Consider the following 16924-nt stretch of genomic DNA (forward strand, 5'->3'; position numbering starts at 1 on the left):
CGGACGACAAGGGCGCGACCATGAACCGGACACCGGCACCCGCACCGACCCCCGCTCCGGAACCGACCCCGGACGCGGTCCGTCGGCTGGTCCGCGCCCTGCTCTTCGACGACGCCGCGCCGGGCCCGGGACCGGACGTGCGGCCCGTCCGTGAACACGGCGGGCGCTTCACCTGGTGGGTGGGCCGGCACCATGTGCTGCGGCTCGCCCCGGACCGCGAGGCCTCCCTGCGACAACGGCGTGAGCTGCGGCTGCGCGACCTGGTCCGCCCCTTCGTCGGGGGCGCCGTGCCCATGAGCGTCGCACGGGGCGAATGGGCGACCGGACTGACGTACACCCTCGACACCTTGGTGCCCGGCGTGTCCGGCGAGGAGCAGGCCGTCTCGGCTCTCGGCGAGGCCGACCTGGCCGACCTGCTGACCGGGCTGCGCGAGGTCCCCGTAGGGCAGGCCGAGACGCTGGGGGTGCCGCGGACCCCGCCGCGCTCCCTGGAGGCACTGCGGGCCGCCGCCGTACGGGCCGCCGGACGGCTGCCCGCCGAGGAGTTCGACCCCGCCCGGTTCGACCAGCTCGCCGCGCCGGCCGCCGTCCAGCTCGGCGCGCAGCCCGGCGCCGCCGTCCTCGTGCACCACGGACTCCTGGGCGAACACCTCGTGGTCAGCCCCGACGGCCGGGTGCGGGGCGTCCTCGACTGGGCCGGCGCGGTGACCGGGGATCCGGCCGAGGACATCGCGGGGCTCGCCCTGGCGGTCGGCGCCCCCGCGGCCGTACGCGCCGCCACCCTCGCCGGGTACGGCGCCCGCCCCTGTCTGCGGGGCCTGTGGCTCGCCCGCTGCGACACCGTCATCCGGCTCGCCGACCGCCTCCACGACCGCGACTCCGGACAACTCGCGCTCCTGGAGGCCCGGTTGGCGCGCGCCTGGGAGTCGATCCTGCTGGAGCGGGTCACGGACCCGAGGGACGGGCCGGACGAGGCTCCGTAGGGCCGCCCGCGCCAGGCGTCCTCACCCCTGGGTCAGCACCACGCACGACTCGCCCGGCACGTTCAGCACCCCGTCCGGGCCCGGCGCCTCGACCGGTTCCCAGGCCGCGAGGACGTGCGCGCGGCGGATGCCGAGGGGAATCGGGGCCGGGTCCTTGCCGAGGTTCACGGCGATACGTACGTCCCCGCGCCGGACGGCGATCCAGCGGGCCCCCGGATCGTGCGCGACCCTGACCGCCGCGAGATCGGGGGCCGACAGGTCGGCCTGGCCCACGCGCAGGGCGATCAGCTCGCGGTACCAGGCCAGCAGGCGCGCGTGCGGGGCCCGGTCGCGTTCCGACCAGTCGAGACACGAGCGGTCCCGGGTCGCCGGGTCCTGCGGGTCCGGCACGTCCTCCTCGGCCCAGCCGTGCGCCGCGAACTCCCGCCGTCTGCCCCGCCGTACGGCGTCCGCGAGCTCGGGGTCGGTGTGGTCGGTGAAGAACTGCCAGGGAGTCGTGGCGCCCCACTCCTCGCCCATGAAGAGCATCGGCGTGAACGCCGCGGTGAGGGTCAGCGCGGCGGCGCAGGCCAGCAGCCCGGGGGAGAGGGCCGCCGACAGTCGGTCCCCCTGGGCGCGGTTGCCGATCTGGTCGTGGGTCTGGGTGTAGCCGAGCAGCCGTTGCGCCGAGACCCGCGCCCGGTCGAGCGGACGGCCGTGGTGCCGCCCGCGGAAGCTGGAATAGGTGCCGTTGTGGAAGAAGCCCGACGTCAGCGTCTTGCACAGCGCGGCGAGCGGGGGGTGCGCGAAGTCCGCGTAGTAGCCCTGCGCCTCGCCGGTCAGGGTGGTGTGCAGCGCGTGGTGGAAGTCGTCGTTCCACTGGGCGTGCAGCCCGAGGCCGCCCTCCTCGCGGGAGGTGATGAGCCGCGGGTCGTTGAGGTCCGACTCGGCGATCAGGAACAGCGGCCGGCCCAGGTCGCCGGCGAGCGCGTCCACGGCCGCCGACAGCTCCTCGAGGAAGTGCACCGCCCTGGTGTCCCGCAGCGCGTGCACCGCGTCGAGACGCAGCCCGTCGAGCCGGTAGTCGCGCAGCCAGGCCAGCGCGCTGCCCACGAGATACGCGCGCACCTCGTCCGAGCCGGGCGCGTCCAGGTTCACCGCGGAACCCCAGGGCGTCTGGTGGGTGTCCGTGAAGTAGGGCCCGAACGCGGGCAGATGATTGCCGGACGGGCCGAGATGGTTGTGCACGACGTCGAGGACGACGCCCAGGCCGAGTTCGTGCGCCCGGTCGACGAAGCGCTTCAGCGCCTCGGGGCCGCCGTACGGCTCGTGCACCGCCCACAGGGAGACACCCTCGTATCCCCAGCCGTGCCGTCCGGGGAACGGGCACAGCGGCATCAACTCGACGTGCGTCACACCCAGTTCCGCCAGATGCCCGAGCCGCTCCGCCGCCGCGTCCAAGGTGCCCTCGGGGGTGTACGTCCCCACGTGCAGTTCGTAGAGGACCGCGCCCGGCAGTGCCCGTCCGGGCCAGTCGGCACGCCACGCGTACCCGCCGCAGTCGACCACCGCGCTCAGTCCGTCCGGCCCGTCCGGCTGCCGGCGCGAGCGGGGATCGGGCAGGACCGGACCGTCGTCCACCGCGAACCCGTACCGGGTCCCCTCCGCCGCCTCGGCCTCTCCCGACCACCATCCGGCACGCACGGGATCACGGTCCAACGCGCGCGTGACACCGTCGCAATGGAGCGTCATCCGGTCGGCCCGTGGTGCCCACACCTCGAATCGCATGGACGTTTCCCCCTCGTCGGCTCGTGGTGACCCAGCCCGTCCATGGTGCTCCACGAGAGATCAATTCGCCTTCGGATCCACCCTTTTGCCGCGTGTTCGTCGCCCTTTGGTCGCGCGAACGGCCGCACCCGGTCCCACCAGCCGTTTCCGGGTCTTCTGGACACCCTGTCGTTACTGGCAGACAATCACGAACGTGACGTCGTCCTTCGAGTTCCATCCGTACCCCGCGCGGCTGTCCGACGCGGAGCGCGACCGGGCGCTCAAGTCCCTCCGTGACGGCGTCGCGCTCGGCCGCCTCTCGCACGACACGTTCGTCCGCCGCATGGAGCTGGTCCTGTCCGCGCGCCGGTCCGAGGAACTCGCCGTGCTCACCGCCGACCTGCCCGCCGGCGAGGAGGGCTCCGGGCGGCGCTGGTCGAAGGTCGTGTTCGGCACGGTGGAGGCCGTGTCCGGCTTCACGGTCCGGCTGCGCCGGGCCTGGCAGGCCGAGCGACTGCCCAAACTGCAACTGCCCGACCCGGGCGACTCCTATCCGCTGCGCATCGGCCGCGACCCGGCCAGCGGACTGCGCCTGAACCACGAGACGGTGTCCCGGGTGCACGCCGAACTGCGCCGCCAGGACGGCGTGTGGGTGCTGCGCGACCTCGGGTCGACCAACGGCACGACCGTCAACGGGCGGCGCGTCATCGGCGCCTCCGTCGTGAAGGACGGCGACCAGATCGGCTTCGGCCGCATGCTGTTCCGCCTCACCTCGGGCTGAACCCCGGCGCCACGCCCCGGGTTGCGTTCCGGCGCCCCGCCCCGGGCCGCGATCTCGGGCGCCGCGCCCCGGCCGCACCGCGGTGCCGCGCGGGGCGCCCGGGAGAGCCCCGCGCGCCCGGCCTCCGCGCCGTCCTTCCGCCGCGGCGGTGTTGACGTACCCCCCGACTCGTGACTGACTGTGCGTACTTCATGTACATCTGGTGAAACGACGGCACTGTACGAGTGGAGGTGTGCCCTGCCGCCACTGCGCCGCTACCCGACCGTGGACGAACTCGGCGTCCGCGCCGCCGCGCTCGTCGCCCGGCGCCCCGACGAGGCCCGGCTGCGCCAGGTGGGCACCTCCCGGGCGGGCACCCCGATGCTGCTCCTGTCCGTCGGACACGGCGGCCGCCAGGTCCTCGTCGTCGCCGGACCGCACGCCAACGAACCCGTCGGCGGCGCGACCGCCCTCAGACTGGCCGAACGGGCCCTCGCCGACCCCCGCCTCACCGAGGGCGCGGACGCCACCTGGAACCTGCTGCTCTGTCTCGACCCCGACGGCTCCCGCCGCAACGAGCCCTGGCTCCAGGGCCCTTACACGCTCGGCCACTACTTCCGGAACTTCTTCCGGCCCGGCTTCCTCGAACAGCCCGAATGGCTGCCCGACGGCGCGGACGGCGCCGCCCTGCCGGAGACCCGGGTCCTGCTCGCCCTCCAGGACGAGCTGAGGCCTTTCCTCCAGTGCTCCCTGCACGGCGTCGACGTCGGCGGCGCCTTCGTCGAGCTGACCCGCGACCTGCCGGGCCTCCCGCAGCGCGTCGCGCACAGCGCCGCCCGCCTCGGCATCCCGCGCGAACTCGGCCCCTACGACACCCTGTACTGGCCGGCGCTCGGCCCCGCCGTCTACCGCGTCCCGCCGCCGCGCGGGGGAGACCTGGCCGCCGCCATCACGGAGGCAGCGGTCGACTCCACCTGGTTCCACCCCCAGCCGCACGGCACGGTCACCGCGATCGTCGAGGCACCCATGTGGGGCGTCGGCGCCGTCGAGGACCGGACGCGCCCCGCCGATCCCGACGCCGTGCTGCGCTCCGTCAGCCGCACACTGCGGCACGACACCGAGGTCCTGGAGGACATCCTGGCCCGGGTGCGGCCCGGCCTCGGCGGCTCGCCCGACGCACCCCGGCTGCTCGCGCCCGTCGACGACTATTTACTGGTCGGCCCCGGACTCGCCGACTCCTGGGACCCCGACGTGCGCGACGCCGGGGGACGCGCCCTGCCCTCGCTCGACACCGCCCGGCTGACCGCCCTGCGCCTCGCCGGGCGGCGGGTCGCGCTGCGCACGGCCGGACTGCTGCACCAGTTGGTCACCGCCTCCGGGCGGGACCCGGGCGAGGCGCTGCCCGAGCTCGACCGGCTGATCGACGCGTGGTGCGCCGACTACCGCGACGGCTGCGGAGCGCGCTGGATCCCGGTCGCGCGCCAGGTCGAGTACCAGGCGCGCGTCGTGCTCGCCGCGTTCGACCTCGCGGGGCGTCCCGGCGGCACGCGTTCCCGTTCGGGTGATTCCGGGTGGACCGCGCAGGCCACCGTGCCGATGCACCGGGAATGACGACGACACCTCTTCGGGCGATCCGCGCCGGCCTGCTGGTCCCGCTCGCGCTCCTCCTGGCGGGCGCGGTCCCCGCCGCCCACGCGACCCCTGGACACGGACGGCCCGGCACCTGGCTCCGCCTCGTCGTCACGCGCGGCGACGCCCGCTCCGGCGACACCCGCGGCGTCCTGCTGCGCTGCGATCCGCCCCGGGGGCACGCCCACGCCGCCGGCGCCTGCCGGCAACTCGCGGCGGCCGGGGGCGACATCGGACACGTCCCGCGCAGGTCCGGCGTCATGTGCCCGATGCTCTACGCGCCGGTGACGGCGTCGGCGTACGGGGTGTGGGAGGGCCGCCGGGTCGACTACCGGCACGCGTTCTCCAACTCCTGTGTGATGAGGGCGGAGACGGGCGCGGTGTTCGACCTGCCGGTCTGAGTCAGGCGGCGCCCTCGCGTGCGTGGCGGGCGGCCGCCATCACCGTACGGGCCTGGTGCTCGACCTGGTTCTCCAGCGGCACCCAGCGCGCGCGGAAACGTTCGGCGAAGGCGTCGCTCCAGCCGGCGACCAGCTCCTCGAGGTGGGGTGCCTCGCGGTCGTCGGCCTCCTGGAGGACGCGCAGCAGCATCGACGCGGCCCGCAGCGGGATCCGCCGGCCGAACGCGTCCACACTGCCCACGTACGCCATCGTCGTGTCCGCGGGGAGCGGCTGCGACCAGTCCGCGGCGAGCCCCGGCACCAGGTCCAGCGCCCACTTCGAGGCCCGCAGAAGGGGTCCGTCGGGCCCCCGCAGCCGGGGCAGGGCCCGCCCGAGCACCGCCTCCACCTGTCCCGCGTCCGCCACCAGCCGGTGGGCCAGGCGCCGCATTGCCGCCGCGGGCGCGGGGTGCGGCGCCGGGTCGTCCACCAGGTCGCTGGCCCACATCGGCACCTCGACGACGGCCGTCAGACCGCCGTACCGATGGGCGTGGTACCAAGTGCTGTGCCGGGCGTCGTCCGGCATGCTCGGGTACGCCGCGTCCGAGCCCGGGGCCGGCATCACGTGCACCCCCGGCCCCGAGGCGGGCCAGCCCGCGGCGTCCGAGGCGGCCGTCTCCACCGGGATGCGCAGCTCCGCGGCCGACTTGGCGAACGGCTCCGCGAGACCCGGGATGTCCCTGGTCAACTGCACCCAGCTGCCGCCCAGATCGGTGCCGTGCAGCGTCACCTGGAGGTAGGGCCGCACCTCGTCGATGACCCGGGTCAGCGCCCGCGTCTCCGGCGGCAGCCGGTCGGGCGGCAGGACGGAGGGCGACCACTCCGGCTGCTCGGGTCCGGCCGGACGGAAGAACCCCAGGTGGTAGTCGAGGAGGGTCCGCGGCGCCGGGGTCACGTGGAGGCTCGCCCCGTCCGGGTCCGCGCAGAGCAGGAAGTGCCAGGAGGTGTCCCGGCGCAACTCCCGCCCGGACAGCACACGTTCGGCCAGCGACAGCAGCGTCGAACCGCCCGTCGGTTCATTGGCGTGGGCCCCCGCCACGACGAGCACCGCGCGCCGGGCATGGCCGACGGACAGCAGGTGGAGGGGCCTGCCCGCGCGGGAGGCGCCCACTTGCCTGAGGACGCAGAGATCGGGCCGGTGGGCCGCCAGCGCGCAGGCGGACGACACGATTTCGGTCACACTGGGGTAGCGCAACTCCGGCAGATGACTCACCCCCGACTTGTCCGCCCTGCGTCGCTTTTGGCAGTACTCCACGGTCTCGGAGAACTGTCAAGGACGCGTCGGCGCGGCCCGGCGGGAGCCCTGGTGGCATTTTCCGCTGGCAACGGGCAGCGGAAGGTGCGCGGGCTTCCCCGGCCGGAGCGGACCGCGTCCCGCAGGCCTGCGGAGAACCCGGAGGCGCGCCGCGGAAGGGGCGCCCGGGAGGAGACGGGCGGCGTACGCGCGCGCCACCGGCGGGCGGGCCGGTTCGACGTACGCGATTCACTCGTCCGGGTGTACGGGACCTGCGGTCCCGGGTGGGCGGTGGTCCACTCGGAACAACCGCGCGCGGGTCCGGCGCGCAGACCCGAGGTGGTGGCCCGCGGTGCTGTGTCCACACGGCCTTCCCGGCGAAGGCGCCCCGACGGCGACCCGCACCGGCCCACCGGCCCCCGCGGGCGCGTCGGTGATCCCGTCCGCCCCCGCCCCGACCCGCCCCCCTCACCCGTCCGCCCCGTCCCGCCCCTCGCCGGACGGGCCGTGCGGCCCGTACACGCCGCCGTGCGGGCCGTCCGCGCGCGTGGTCGCCCCCGCGAGCCTGCTCGACCCGGGGACCGAGCGCGATCCCCACCCGCTCTACCGCACCCTGCGCGGAGACTTCCCCCTGGTCCACGACGAACCGTTCGGCGCCTGGCTGATCAGCCGCTACGCCGACGTGCGCGCCGCGCTCGCGGACCCGCGGTTCGCCGCGCCGTCACCCGGACCCGGGCCCGCCCACGGGGAGGACCACGCGCACGGCGCGTACGGGGCCGCCGTGTCCGCGGCGCTGGGGGACCGGATGCCGGCCGGCCTCCGGGCGGGCGTCGAGCGCACCGCCCACGTCCTCGCCAGCCGCCTGGTGAGCCGTCAGGAAGCGGATCTCGTCGCCGAGTTCTGTCAGTGGCTGCCCGTCGCCGCCGCCGTCACCGCGCTCGGACTGCCGTACGAGGACACCGCGCGCGTGCACGCCTGGTGCCGGACGGGACTCGACCACCCCGGGGGCCACGGCCCCGGACTCGACGCCTGGCTGCGCCCCCATCTGGTCCGCCGCCGCGCCCACCCCGGCGACGATCTGCTGTCCGCGCTGTGCGCGGCCCGCCCCGGCGGACGGCCGCTGCCGGACGAGGTCGTGACCGGGCTCGCCGGGACCGTGCTGGGCGCGGCCGGCGGGACGACCGCGCGCGCCCTCGCGTCGTTCCTCGCCAACCTGCTCGACCACCCGGGCCGGCTCGACCTGATCCGCGCCCGCCCCGAACTGGCGGGCGCCGCCTGGGCCGAGTCGCTGCGCCGCGACCCCCCGGTGCAGATCGTGGCCCGCCGGGCGCTCGAACCGATCGGCCCGATACCCGAGGGCGCCACCGTGGCGTGTCTGCTCGGCGCCGCGGGCCGCGACCCGGCACGGTTCGCCGACCCGGACCGCTACGACCTCTTCCGCGCCGACGCGGGCGGCCTCGCGTACGGCGCGGGACCGCACCACTGCCTCGGCGCCCCGCTGGCCCGGCTGACGGCGGAGGCCGGGCTGCGCGCCCTGCTGACCGTGCTGCCGGGCCTGCGCAGGGCCCCGGGACCCCGGCCGCGCGCCGAGGGCCTGGTCAGCCGCTCTCCCCGGACCCTTCCGGTGTGTCCGCGCTGACGCGCTCCAGCAGGGCGACGGGTGACCCCTCGAAGAGGTCCGCCACACGCGCGTGTCCCGTGAACTCCCGCCCCGCGGAGCCGGAGGGGAGCACGTCGGCCCACCGTCCACCGGGGAGCGCGAGAACGGTGTCCCGCCAGCCGCCGGCCTCGGCGAGCCCCAGCGACAGCCGGGTGACGGCCGTGATCACCTCTCCCGACCGCACGAACGCCACACAGTGCTCCGCCGCCGGCCCCTCGGCGCGCAGCGGCGCGTACGTCGCCGCGTCGCCGAAGACGCCGGGCCGCCGGGCGCGCAGCCGCAGCGCGGCGGTCGTGAGCGCCGGCTTCTCCGCGGACGGGTCGCGCGGCGCGAACGCCGCCCGGTTGTCCGGGTCCACCAGCGCCAGATACTCGTCCTCGGTGCCCTGGTACACGTCCGGCACCCCCGGCATCGTCAGATGGACCAGGGCGGCCCCCAGGACGTTCGCCCGCACATGGGGGCCCAGTGCGGCCCGCAGGGCGGCCACGTGCCGTCCAGGGGGCCCGCACGGCCCGTCCGCGACGAACGCCGTCACCGCGTCCTCGTACGCGGGATCGCGCTCGGTCCAGGCGGTGCGCGTCCCGGCCTCCCTGATGTGCTTCAGCAGGGCGCCCCGGACCCGCTCCGTGTACACCCCGGCCCCGTCCTCGCCGGTGGCCGGGCCGAGCCCGAACACCGTCTGCCACGCGGCCCACGCCACCTGCGGGTCGGGGCTCCCGAGCCCCTCACCGGTCACCTCCGCCAGGACCTCGGACCAGGCCTCCGGGCACTGGGTGAGGACGGCGACGGCCGCGCGCACGTCCGCGCTGCGCTTGGTGTCGTGGGTCGACAGGACGGTCCCGGTGGCGGGCCAGTCGCGCTGCACGCGCGCGCAGTAGGCGTGGAAGTCGTCCGGGGACACCGCGGGGCGGCCCGGGTCGCCGCCCACCTCGTTCGCCGACAGCAGCGGCACATAGCGGTAGAACGCGGTGTCCTCCACCGACTTGGCCCGCAGCGCCGACGAGGTCTGCGCGAACCGGGCCCGGAAGGCGGCCTCCCCGGGCCCGTCGCCGTCGCCGAGCAGCAGATCCCGTACGACGTCCACGGCGTGCGCCTCCTCGGGCACCCGGAACGCGGACCTGGCCTCGGCGGCGGCCCGCTCGGTGATCACCAGGGACGCGTCCGTGGACGGGTAGGGCCGGTACACCTCCAGCCGGACGAGGAGCTCCCGCAGCGCGGCGCCCAGGGCCCAGGGGGCGTGGTCGCGGGCGGCGGGGTCGGAGGACGCGGCGCACAGCGCGCTCACCTCACGGGTGAGGCGTTCGACCTCGGCGGCCAGTTCGTGCGTGATCACCTTGTACGCCGCCCGGCGCACGGTGCTGTCCCAGTGGCCGCCCCGGTCGGCCTGCGGTCCGGCGAAGCGCCGGTAGCGGCCGAGGAGCCGGCTCGCGCCCGCCTCGTCGGTGAAGAGGCCGTCGACGTGCCGCAGCGCGTCGTAGCCGGTGGTGCCCGCCACGGGCCACGCGGGCGGGAGCGGCTCGCCGTCCGCGAGGATCTTCTCGACCACCGTCCAGCGGCCGCCGGTCGCCTCGTGCAGCCGGCGCAGATAGGCGTCCGGGTCCGCCAGCCCGTCCGGGTGGTCGACGCGCAGGCCGCCGATCACACCGTCGGCGACGAGCTCCAGGATCTTCGCGTGGGTCGCCGCGAACACCTCGGGGTCCTCGACGCGCACCCCGATGAGCTCCGAGATGCTGAAGAAGCGCCGGTAGTTGAGCTCGGTGCGGGCCAGCCGCCACCACGCGGGGCGGTACCACTGGGCGTCCAGGAGCTCGGGCATCGGCAGTTTCGCGGTGCCCTCGCGCAGCGGGAACACGTGGTCGTAGTAGCGCAGTATGTCGCCGTCGACCTTGAGCTCGCCGATCTCGGAACCGAGGCGGTCCCCGAGCACCGGCAGCAGCAGCCGGCCGTCCTGGGCGTCCCAGTCGATGTCGAACCAGCGGGCGTACGACGAATCGGGGCCCTCGCGCAGGACCTCCCACAGGGCGTGGTTGTGGCGCGGGGCCATCGCCATGTGGTTGGGCACGATGTCCACGACGAGCCCGAGGCCGTGCTCCCGCGCGGTGCGCGCCAGGGAACGCAGCCCCTCCTCGCCGCCGAGTTCGTCCCGTACGCGCGTGTGGTCCACCACGTCGTAGCCGTGGTTCGAGCCGGGGACCGCCTCCAGGACGGGGGACAGGTGCAGGTGGGAGACGCCGAGCGAGGCCAGATGGGGCACGGCCGCCTCGGCGCGGCGGAAGGGGAAGTCCGGCTGGAGCTGGAGCCGGTAGGTGGCGGTCGGTACGAAGGGGACGACCGGGTTGGGGACGACCGAGTGCGCGATCGCCGGTTCGGGGCGCTCAGGTGTCATGCGTGTCTACGTACCCGTCCGGCCGGACTTCTGTCACCGGCGCCCGCAGATGGGCACGCACGGACCCCTTCCGGACGCCCACGTGCCCGCTCCCGGAACGGGAAGAGGTCCACGCGCGCGTGTTCCCGGACATCGCGGTCCACGCGCGCGTGCTCCTCAGAAAGGGGCAGGCCCTCCTAGGCCGGCCGCTGAAGCACCGTCATGCTCCGGTCGACCAGGCTCAGCCGGTCGCCCGCCGTGACCTTGGCGCCCGTACCCGGGGCCACGCCCTCCGGGAGGGAGGTGTCGACGACGACCTGCCACTGGCGGCCGTGATCGGCCGGCACGACGAATTCCAGGGCCTTGGGGGAGGCGTTGAACATCAGCAGGAAGGAGTCGTCGGCGATGCGCTCCCCCCGGGCGCCGGGCTCGGAGATCGCGTTGCCGTTGAGGAACACGGACAGCGCCCGGGCCTGCGCGGATCCCCAGTCGCGCTGGGTCATCTCCTGGCCCTCCGGGGTGAACCACGCGATGTCGGAGAGCTCGTCGTGGGTGCCCTGGACGGGCCGCCCGTGGAAGAAGCGCCGCCGCCGGAAGACGGGATGGTCCCGGCGCAGCCACACCATCGCGCGCGTGAAGGCGAGGAGCTCGCAGTCCTCCTCCGGCCACGGCACCCAGGCCAGCTCGCTGTCCTGGCAGTAGGCGTTGTTGTTGCCGCCCTGGGAGCGCGCGAACTCGTCGCCGTGGCTGAGCATCGGCACGCCCTGGGAGAGCATCAGGGTGGCGATGAAGTTGCGCCGCTGCCGGGCCCTCAGGGCCAGCACGTCCGGGTCGTCCGTCTCGCCCTCGGCGCCGCAGTTCCAGGAGCGGTTGTGGCTCTCGCCGTCCCGGTTGTCCTCGCCGTTGGCCTGGTTGCGCTTGTTGTTGTACGACACGAGGTCGTTCAGGGTGAAGCCGTCGTGGCAGGTCACGAAGTTGATGGAGGCGAGCGGACGGCGTCCGTCGTCCTGGTACAGGTCGGACGAGCCGGTCAGCCGGGACGCGAACTCGGCCAGCGTGCGCGGCTCGCCGCGCCACAGGTCCCGTACGGTGTCGCGGTACTTGCCGTTCCACTCCGTCCACAGGGGCGGGAAGTTGCCCACCTGATAGCCGCCCTCGCCGACGTCCCAGGGCTCGGCGATCAGCTTCACCTGGGAGACCACCGGGTCCTGCTGGACGAGGTCGAAGAACGACGACAGTCGGTCGACCTCGTGGAACTGGCGCGCGAGTGTGGCCGCGAGGTCGAAGCGGAAGCCGTCCACGTGCATGTCGGTGACCCAGTAGCGCAGCGAGTCCATGATCAGTTGCAGGACGTGCGGCGAACGCATCAGGAGCGAGTTGCCGGTGCCCGTGGTGTCCATGTAGTACCGGGGGTCGTCCGCCAGACGGTAGTACGAGGCGTTGTCGAGGCCCCGGAAGGAGAGCGTCGGGCCCAGGTGGTTGCCCTCGGCCGTGTGGTTGTAGACCACGTCGAGGATGACCTCGATACCGGCCTCGTGCAGAGCCCGGACGGCCGACTTGAACTCCAGCACCTGCTGGCCCCGGTCGCCCCAGGAGGCGTACGCGTTGTGCGGGGCGAAGAAGCCGATCGTGTTGTAGCCCCAGTAGTTGGCGAGGCCCATGTCGGACAGCCGGTGGTCGTTCACGAACTGGTGTACGGGCATCAGTTCCAGCGCCGTGACACCCAGTTCCGTCAGGTGGTCGATGATCGCCGGATGCGCGAGGGCCGCGTACGTGCCGCGCAGCTCCTCCGGGAGCTCCGGATGCAGCATCGTCAGGCCCTTCACATGGGCCTCGTAGATCACCGTGTGGTGGTACTCCGTCCGGGGGCGCCGGTCGTCGCCCCAGTCGAAGTAGGGGTTGACCACGACCGACGACATCGTGTGCGGCGCCGAGTCGAGGTCGTTGCGCCTGTCGGGTGAACCGAAGGGGTATCCGTACACCTCCTCGCCCCAGTTCACGGAGCCCGCGATCGCACGCGCGTACGGGTCGAGCAGCAGCTTCGCGGAGTTGGCGCGCTGCCCGCGCTCGGGCGCGTACCGCCCGTGCACCCGGAAGCCGTACCGCTGTCCGGGCATGACGCCGGGCAGGTACGCGTGGCGCACGAACGCGTCGGTCTCCCGCAGTTCCACGGCCGTCTCCGAGCCGTCGTCGTGCAGAAGGCACAGCTCAATACGGTCGGCGGCCTCCGAGAAGACCGCGAAATTGGTGCCGGCGCCGTCGTACGTGGCACCGAGTGGATACGCCTCGCCAGGCCAGACCTGCATGGATATGACTCTTCCAGTAGTTCCGTGCCCCTGGGGGCGAGTCCGAGCCGAGTCTCCCCGAAAGTGATGGAACCTCACATGCCTTACATCCCTCTTACCCCGCGACCAGGCATATCTCGTATGCCGAACCAGTGGGACTCAAACGACTCCTGGGGACGTAGGGGGAGTAGGGGGAAATGTGCGCAAGATAGTGCACCGCCATCTGGGCAAGGTGGTGGCGGGTGCGGCCATCGCGGTGGCCGGCACGGCCGTGATGATCGGAGTCACCCTTCCGGGGTCGGCGGGGGCCGACGAATCGGGCGGAACGAGCGGGACCGGCGCGTCCGCGCAGCAGGCGGCGCAGGACGGGCCGGGCGGCGCCGTGCGGCCCGGCGTCGTCGAGCGGGCGCCGGCCGAGGGGGACAAGGGCAAGGGCCGTGACCCGCTGACCGACGACGAGATGCGGCGGGCCGAGCGGATCGCGGTGAACCGGCAGCTCTTCAACTCCAGCGAGAACGTCGAGGGCGCGCGCGGACCGCAGCGCATCGGAGTCGACCTCGCCGAGCCGGAGACGGCCGATCTGGACAACCCGAACGCGCCGCGCCGGGCCGACATCACGTTCTACGACTACAAGGACGACACGCTCGTCACCAAGACCGTCGACCTCGACACCTCGAAGGTCGTGGACACGGGCGTCCAGCACGGTGTGCAGCCGCCGATCAGCCGTGACGAGATGACCGAGGCCGCCAAGCTGCTGATCGCCGATCCGCTCGGCGCCGGCCTGAAGGCCGACTTCAAGGACGCCACCGGCAAGGAACTCACCTCGCCCGACCAGCTCATGCTCAACAGCATGGTCTACCGCGCGACTCCCGGGGTCCGGGCGGCCTCTCTCGGCGTCTGTGGCGAGCACCGGTGCGTCCGGCTCTTCCCGAAGGTCAAGAACGGGCCCTGGATCGACAGCCGTGACCTGGTGATCGACCTGAGCGCCCGCAAGGTCGGCAAGCTCGGCTGAGCGCCGCCCTTCTTTCCTTCCCACCTTCACAGCTTTCCGCAAGGAGTCATGTCTTCATGCGCGTCAACAGAAACAGCCGTGCCCGCAGCCGGGCGGCCGTGGGCCTCTCGGCGCTCGCCCTGGCCGCCGGCGCGACGACGGCCGCGGGACCGGCCGTCGCCCAGCCCCGGTCGGCGCCCGCCCCGGCCGCCGACTGCAGCGCCGCGTACCGGATCGAACAGAAGCTCGCCACCGGCACCACCTGGCGGATGTGCTGGCACTACGAGAGCGAGGCCGGACTCGTCCTGGAGCACATCTCCTACCAGCCTCCCGGCGAGGCGGCCCCGATCAAGGTCCTGAGCACCGCCAAGCTCGCCCAGATCGACGTCCCCTACGACGACGGCTCGGTCGAGTACAGCGACCTCACCGGCGCCGGCTTCGGGCAGGGCCTGGTCGACATGGTCCCGGCCGAGTGCCCCGGCGGCTCCATCAAGACGGTCAAGGTCCCCGAGGCCTGGGACCCGGCGCACGCGAACGTCAAGGGCCTGTGCACCACGACCCGTTCACGCGGTCACGCCTACCGCATGGAGGCCGACACCGGGAACAAGGTCTTCCAACAGCAGGGCAAGGACCTGCTGATCTACACGGTCAACAAGGTCGGCTGGTACGAGTACATCACCGAGTGGCGCTTCCAGGACGACGGCACCCTCAACATGAACGTCGGTGCCACCGGCAGCCTCTCGCCCGGTGACTACGACGCGGGCGACGGCCGCGGCTGGCCGCTCGGCAAGGGCGCCAAGGACTACGCCACGAGCCACAGCCACAACATCTTCTGGCGGCTCAACTTCGACCTGGACGGCTCGGCCAAGGCGAAGGTCGAGCAGTACGACTCGACGGTCAGCCCGCCCGCGAGCGGCGCCGAGGCCCCGAGCAAGAAGACCACGGTCACGAAGGTCACCAAGGAACTCGCGGGGGACGCCAAGAACTCGCGCTGGTGGCGTCTCGTCAGCAACTCCGGCAAGAACAAGGACAATCACGCACGTTCGTACGAGCTCGTCCCGGGCGCGACGACCAAGTACCTCGGCCGCGCCTTCACCAAGCACGACGTCTACTTCACCGAGTACAACAAGTGCGAGCAGTTCGCCAGCGACAACCTGCGCAACTGCGGTGCCGGGCACGGTAAATCCGTCGACAAGTGGGTCGACGGACAGACGCTCACCCACCCCGTGGTCTGGGTCAACGTGGGCTTCCACCACATCGCCCGCGACGAGGACCAGCAGCCGATGCCGGTCCACTGGCAGGGATTCTCCATCGCCCCGCGTGACGTCACCGCTATGAATCCGCTCACTCCGCCGGAGCTCGCGGACCAGAACGGGCATGTCCAACCTAGGTAGTTGGGAAACGACCTGTGCATCGGGCTGCACCGCTCGCCGCTCCCGGAGTACCCTTCCTTGATCGTTGATTGGGGCTTGCCCCCGGGGAGTGCTCGGGGGAGCGGAAGGCGGTGCGTGGGTGGGCTCGGGAGGGCTGGAGCTGCCTCCTGGTGACGAGGGTCACGAGGGGAACTCCACAGATGTCCCACCCGGCGCGGTGTCCCTGGCGCGGCCGATGGAAATGGGATCCATTGGTCCGGAACTGGACTGGGGCGCCGACGCCTGGCGCGAGGTGCGTACGCGCGCCCAGCGGGCCGGGCGCGCCTACATCTGGCTGAACCTGGTCGAACAGCGGCTGCGCGCGGTCGTGGCCGCTGTTCTCCGGCCCATCTACGAGCCCGTCCACGGCGACGACTGGGTGGTCGCCGCCGCGGGACCGGCCGGCCAGGAGTGGGTGCAGCGCGCCGTCGCCGTGCGCGAAGTCAGCCGCCGCAAGGGGTACTTGCTCGACCCGGCCGACGACAACGTGCTGAGTTTCCTCACGCTGCCCCAGCTGCGGGAGCTGATGGTGCAGCACTGGCCGTGCTTCGAGCCCTACTTCGACGAACGCCGGGACGTCGAACTCGCCCTCGACGAGCTGGAAGTGACCCGGAACGTCGTGTCGCGCAACCGCGCTCTGTCCGAGGCCGTCCTGAACCAGGCCGAGCGGGCCGCGGCGAAACTCCTGGAGATCCTCGGCGCCGGGAGCGACGTGCCCTCCGCGCGCAGACTGCCCGTGGACGCCGTCGAGGAGCTCGTGGGCGACCGCTACGCGGACGTCGTCGGGGTGCACTCCGACCGGGTGCGGCTGCTGCGCCAGTTCCCCGCCGAGGACCTCTTCGGCGGCGCCCGCCGGCTCGACGCGGTCGGCATCGGACTGAACCTGCTGGTGCAGAACTTCTCCGGGCGCCGGCTGGTCCGGCTCGCCGAGGCCGGCTGCCGGACGCGACTGCTGTTCCTGAACCCCGCGTCCAGCGCCGTCAAGCGGCGCGAGCGCGAACTAGGCATCAAGCGCGGCGAGTTGAGCCGGTCGGTCGAGATGAACATCCTGCACATGCGGCGGGTGCGGTCGAGGCTGCGTGACCCGGACGCCTTCGAGATCCAGGTCTACGACGAGACGCCCCGCTTCACCGCGTACCTCGTGGACGGGGACGGCTCGGACGGCATCGCGGTCGTGCAGTCCTATCTGCGCCGGACGCGGGGCATGGAGGCGCCGGTCCTGGTGCTGCGCGGCGGAAGCCGACTGCTCAAACCGGATCAAATCGGCGAAGAGGGACTTTTCCCCACCTATCGCGAGGAGTTCGAGGTGGCCTGGGCCGATTCGCGGCCGGTGTCCTGAAAGGCCGTTCCTCGCGGCCGGTGGAACGCGGTCCCCGGATTGTCAGTGGCTCATGGGATCGTGGGGACCACTGGGGGAAA

General features: G+C 73.3%; 12 protein-coding genes. 8 read left to right on the forward strand and 4 right to left on the reverse strand.

From position 1 onward, the window contains the following. Nucleotides 1-20: 20 nt before the first annotated feature. A complete protein-coding gene (locus ACIQ7M_RS00165; protein ID WP_403638240.1) occupies nucleotides 21-983 on the forward strand; it encodes an aminoglycoside phosphotransferase family protein in 963 nt (320 codons plus the stop codon). Between the two features lie 21 nt (nucleotides 984-1004). Here ACIQ7M_RS00165 and treZ read toward each other — a convergent pair whose 3' ends face one another. Beyond that, nucleotides 1005-2750: a malto-oligosyltrehalose trehalohydrolase gene (gene treZ, locus ACIQ7M_RS00170; protein WP_403638242.1), complete on the reverse strand. Its 1746-nt coding sequence runs from the start codon at nucleotides 2748-2750 to the stop codon at nucleotides 1005-1007. Nucleotides 2751-2943: 193 nt separating this feature from the next. Here treZ and ACIQ7M_RS00175 point away from each other — a divergent pair, with 193 nt between their 5' ends. From ACIQ7M_RS00175 to ACIQ7M_RS00185, 3 genes are all read left to right on the forward strand, one after another. Further along, complete coding sequence (locus ACIQ7M_RS00175; RefSeq protein ID WP_355760177.1) at nucleotides 2944-3510, forward strand: DUF1707 and FHA domain-containing protein; 567 nt, start codon at nucleotides 2944-2946, stop codon at nucleotides 3508-3510. Nucleotides 3511-3774: 264 nt separating this feature from the next. Continuing rightward, nucleotides 3775-5100: a M14 family zinc carboxypeptidase gene (locus ACIQ7M_RS00180; protein ID WP_355760175.1), complete on the forward strand. Its 1326-nt coding sequence runs from the start codon at nucleotides 3775-3777 to the stop codon at nucleotides 5098-5100. Beyond that, nucleotides 5097-5519, forward strand: a complete 423-nt coding sequence (locus tag ACIQ7M_RS00185; RefSeq protein WP_403638245.1) for an SSI family serine proteinase inhibitor — start codon at nucleotides 5097-5099, stop codon at nucleotides 5517-5519. Before ACIQ7M_RS00180 ends, ACIQ7M_RS00185 begins: the two co-directional genes overlap by 4 nt. 1 nt (nucleotide 5520) lies before the next feature. Here ACIQ7M_RS00185 and ACIQ7M_RS00190 read toward each other — a convergent pair whose 3' ends face one another. Further along, nucleotides 5521-6771, reverse strand: coding sequence for a M14 family zinc carboxypeptidase (locus ACIQ7M_RS00190; protein ID WP_403638247.1), 1251 nt, complete (start codon nucleotides 6769-6771; stop codon nucleotides 5521-5523). 568 nt (nucleotides 6772-7339) lie between these two features. Between ACIQ7M_RS00190 and ACIQ7M_RS00195 the strand changes: the two genes are divergently transcribed. Next, a complete protein-coding gene (locus ACIQ7M_RS00195) occupies nucleotides 7340-8431 on the forward strand; it encodes a cytochrome P450 (RefSeq protein WP_403638249.1) in 1092 nt (363 codons plus the stop codon). On the opposite strand, the gene treY is transcribed toward ACIQ7M_RS00195, so the two are convergent. Continuing rightward, on the reverse strand, nucleotides 8391-10838 hold the full coding sequence (treY, locus tag ACIQ7M_RS00200) for a malto-oligosyltrehalose synthase (RefSeq protein ID WP_403638251.1): 2448 nt from the start codon (nucleotides 10836-10838) through the stop codon (nucleotides 8391-8393). The two genes, ACIQ7M_RS00195 and treY, sit on opposite strands and share 41 nt — an antisense overlap. A 176-nt stretch (nucleotides 10839-11014) precedes the next feature. Further along, entirely contained in the window at nucleotides 11015-13123 is a 2109-nt protein-coding gene (gene glgX / locus ACIQ7M_RS00205; protein ID WP_355760165.1) for a glycogen debranching protein GlgX, read from the reverse strand. 178 nt (nucleotides 13124-13301) lie between these two features. On the opposite strand from glgX, the gene ACIQ7M_RS00210 reads away from it, so the two are divergent. The 3 genes from ACIQ7M_RS00210 (at nucleotide 13302) to ACIQ7M_RS00220 (ending at nucleotide 16844) form a co-directional block, all read left to right on the forward strand. Beyond that, on the forward strand, nucleotides 13302-14114 hold the full coding sequence (locus ACIQ7M_RS00210) for a Tat pathway signal sequence domain protein (protein WP_403638253.1): 813 nt from the start codon (nucleotides 13302-13304) through the stop codon (nucleotides 14112-14114). 56 nt (nucleotides 14115-14170) lie between these two features. Further along, nucleotides 14171-15487 (forward strand): copper amine oxidase, encoded by a 1317-nt coding sequence (locus ACIQ7M_RS00215; RefSeq protein ID WP_403638255.1) that lies wholly within the window; start codon nucleotides 14171-14173, stop codon nucleotides 15485-15487. Between the two features lie 118 nt (nucleotides 15488-15605). Continuing rightward, the gene (locus tag ACIQ7M_RS00220) at nucleotides 15606-16844 is read left to right on the forward strand and encodes an SAV2148 family HEPN domain-containing protein (protein WP_355760160.1); all 1239 of its coding nucleotides are present in this window, start codon (nucleotides 15606-15608) and stop codon (nucleotides 16842-16844) included. The last annotated feature ends 80 nt before the right edge of the window (nucleotides 16845-16924 follow it).

The organism is Streptomyces sp. NPDC096324, from assembly GCF_044763015.1.
In the GTDB taxonomy this organism is placed as follows: Bacteria; Actinomycetota; Actinomycetes; order Streptomycetales; family Streptomycetaceae; genus Streptomyces.

What these genes read in the sequence shown, in the direction of transcription:
- treZ (WP_403638242.1), bottom strand. Translation starts at nt 2,750, where the DNA reads ATGCGATTCGAGGTGTGGGCACCACGGGCCGACCGGATGACGCTCCAT.
- ACIQ7M_RS00215 (WP_403638255.1), top strand. Translation starts at nt 14,171, where the DNA reads ATGCGCGTCAACAGAAACAGCCGTGCCCGCAGCCGGGCGGCCGTGGGC.
- ACIQ7M_RS00165 (WP_403638240.1), top strand. Translation starts at nt 21, where the DNA reads ATGAACCGGACACCGGCACCCGCACCGACCCCCGCTCCGGAACCGACC.
- treY (WP_403638251.1), bottom strand. Translation starts at nt 10,838, where the DNA reads ATGACACCTGAGCGCCCCGAACCGGCGATCGCGCACTCGGTCGTCCCC.
- ACIQ7M_RS00185 (WP_403638245.1), top strand. Translation starts at nt 5,097, where the DNA reads ATGACGACGACACCTCTTCGGGCGATCCGCGCCGGCCTGCTGGTCCCG.
- glgX (WP_355760165.1), bottom strand. Translation starts at nt 13,123, where the DNA reads ATGCAGGTCTGGCCTGGCGAGGCGTATCCACTCGGTGCCACGTACGAC.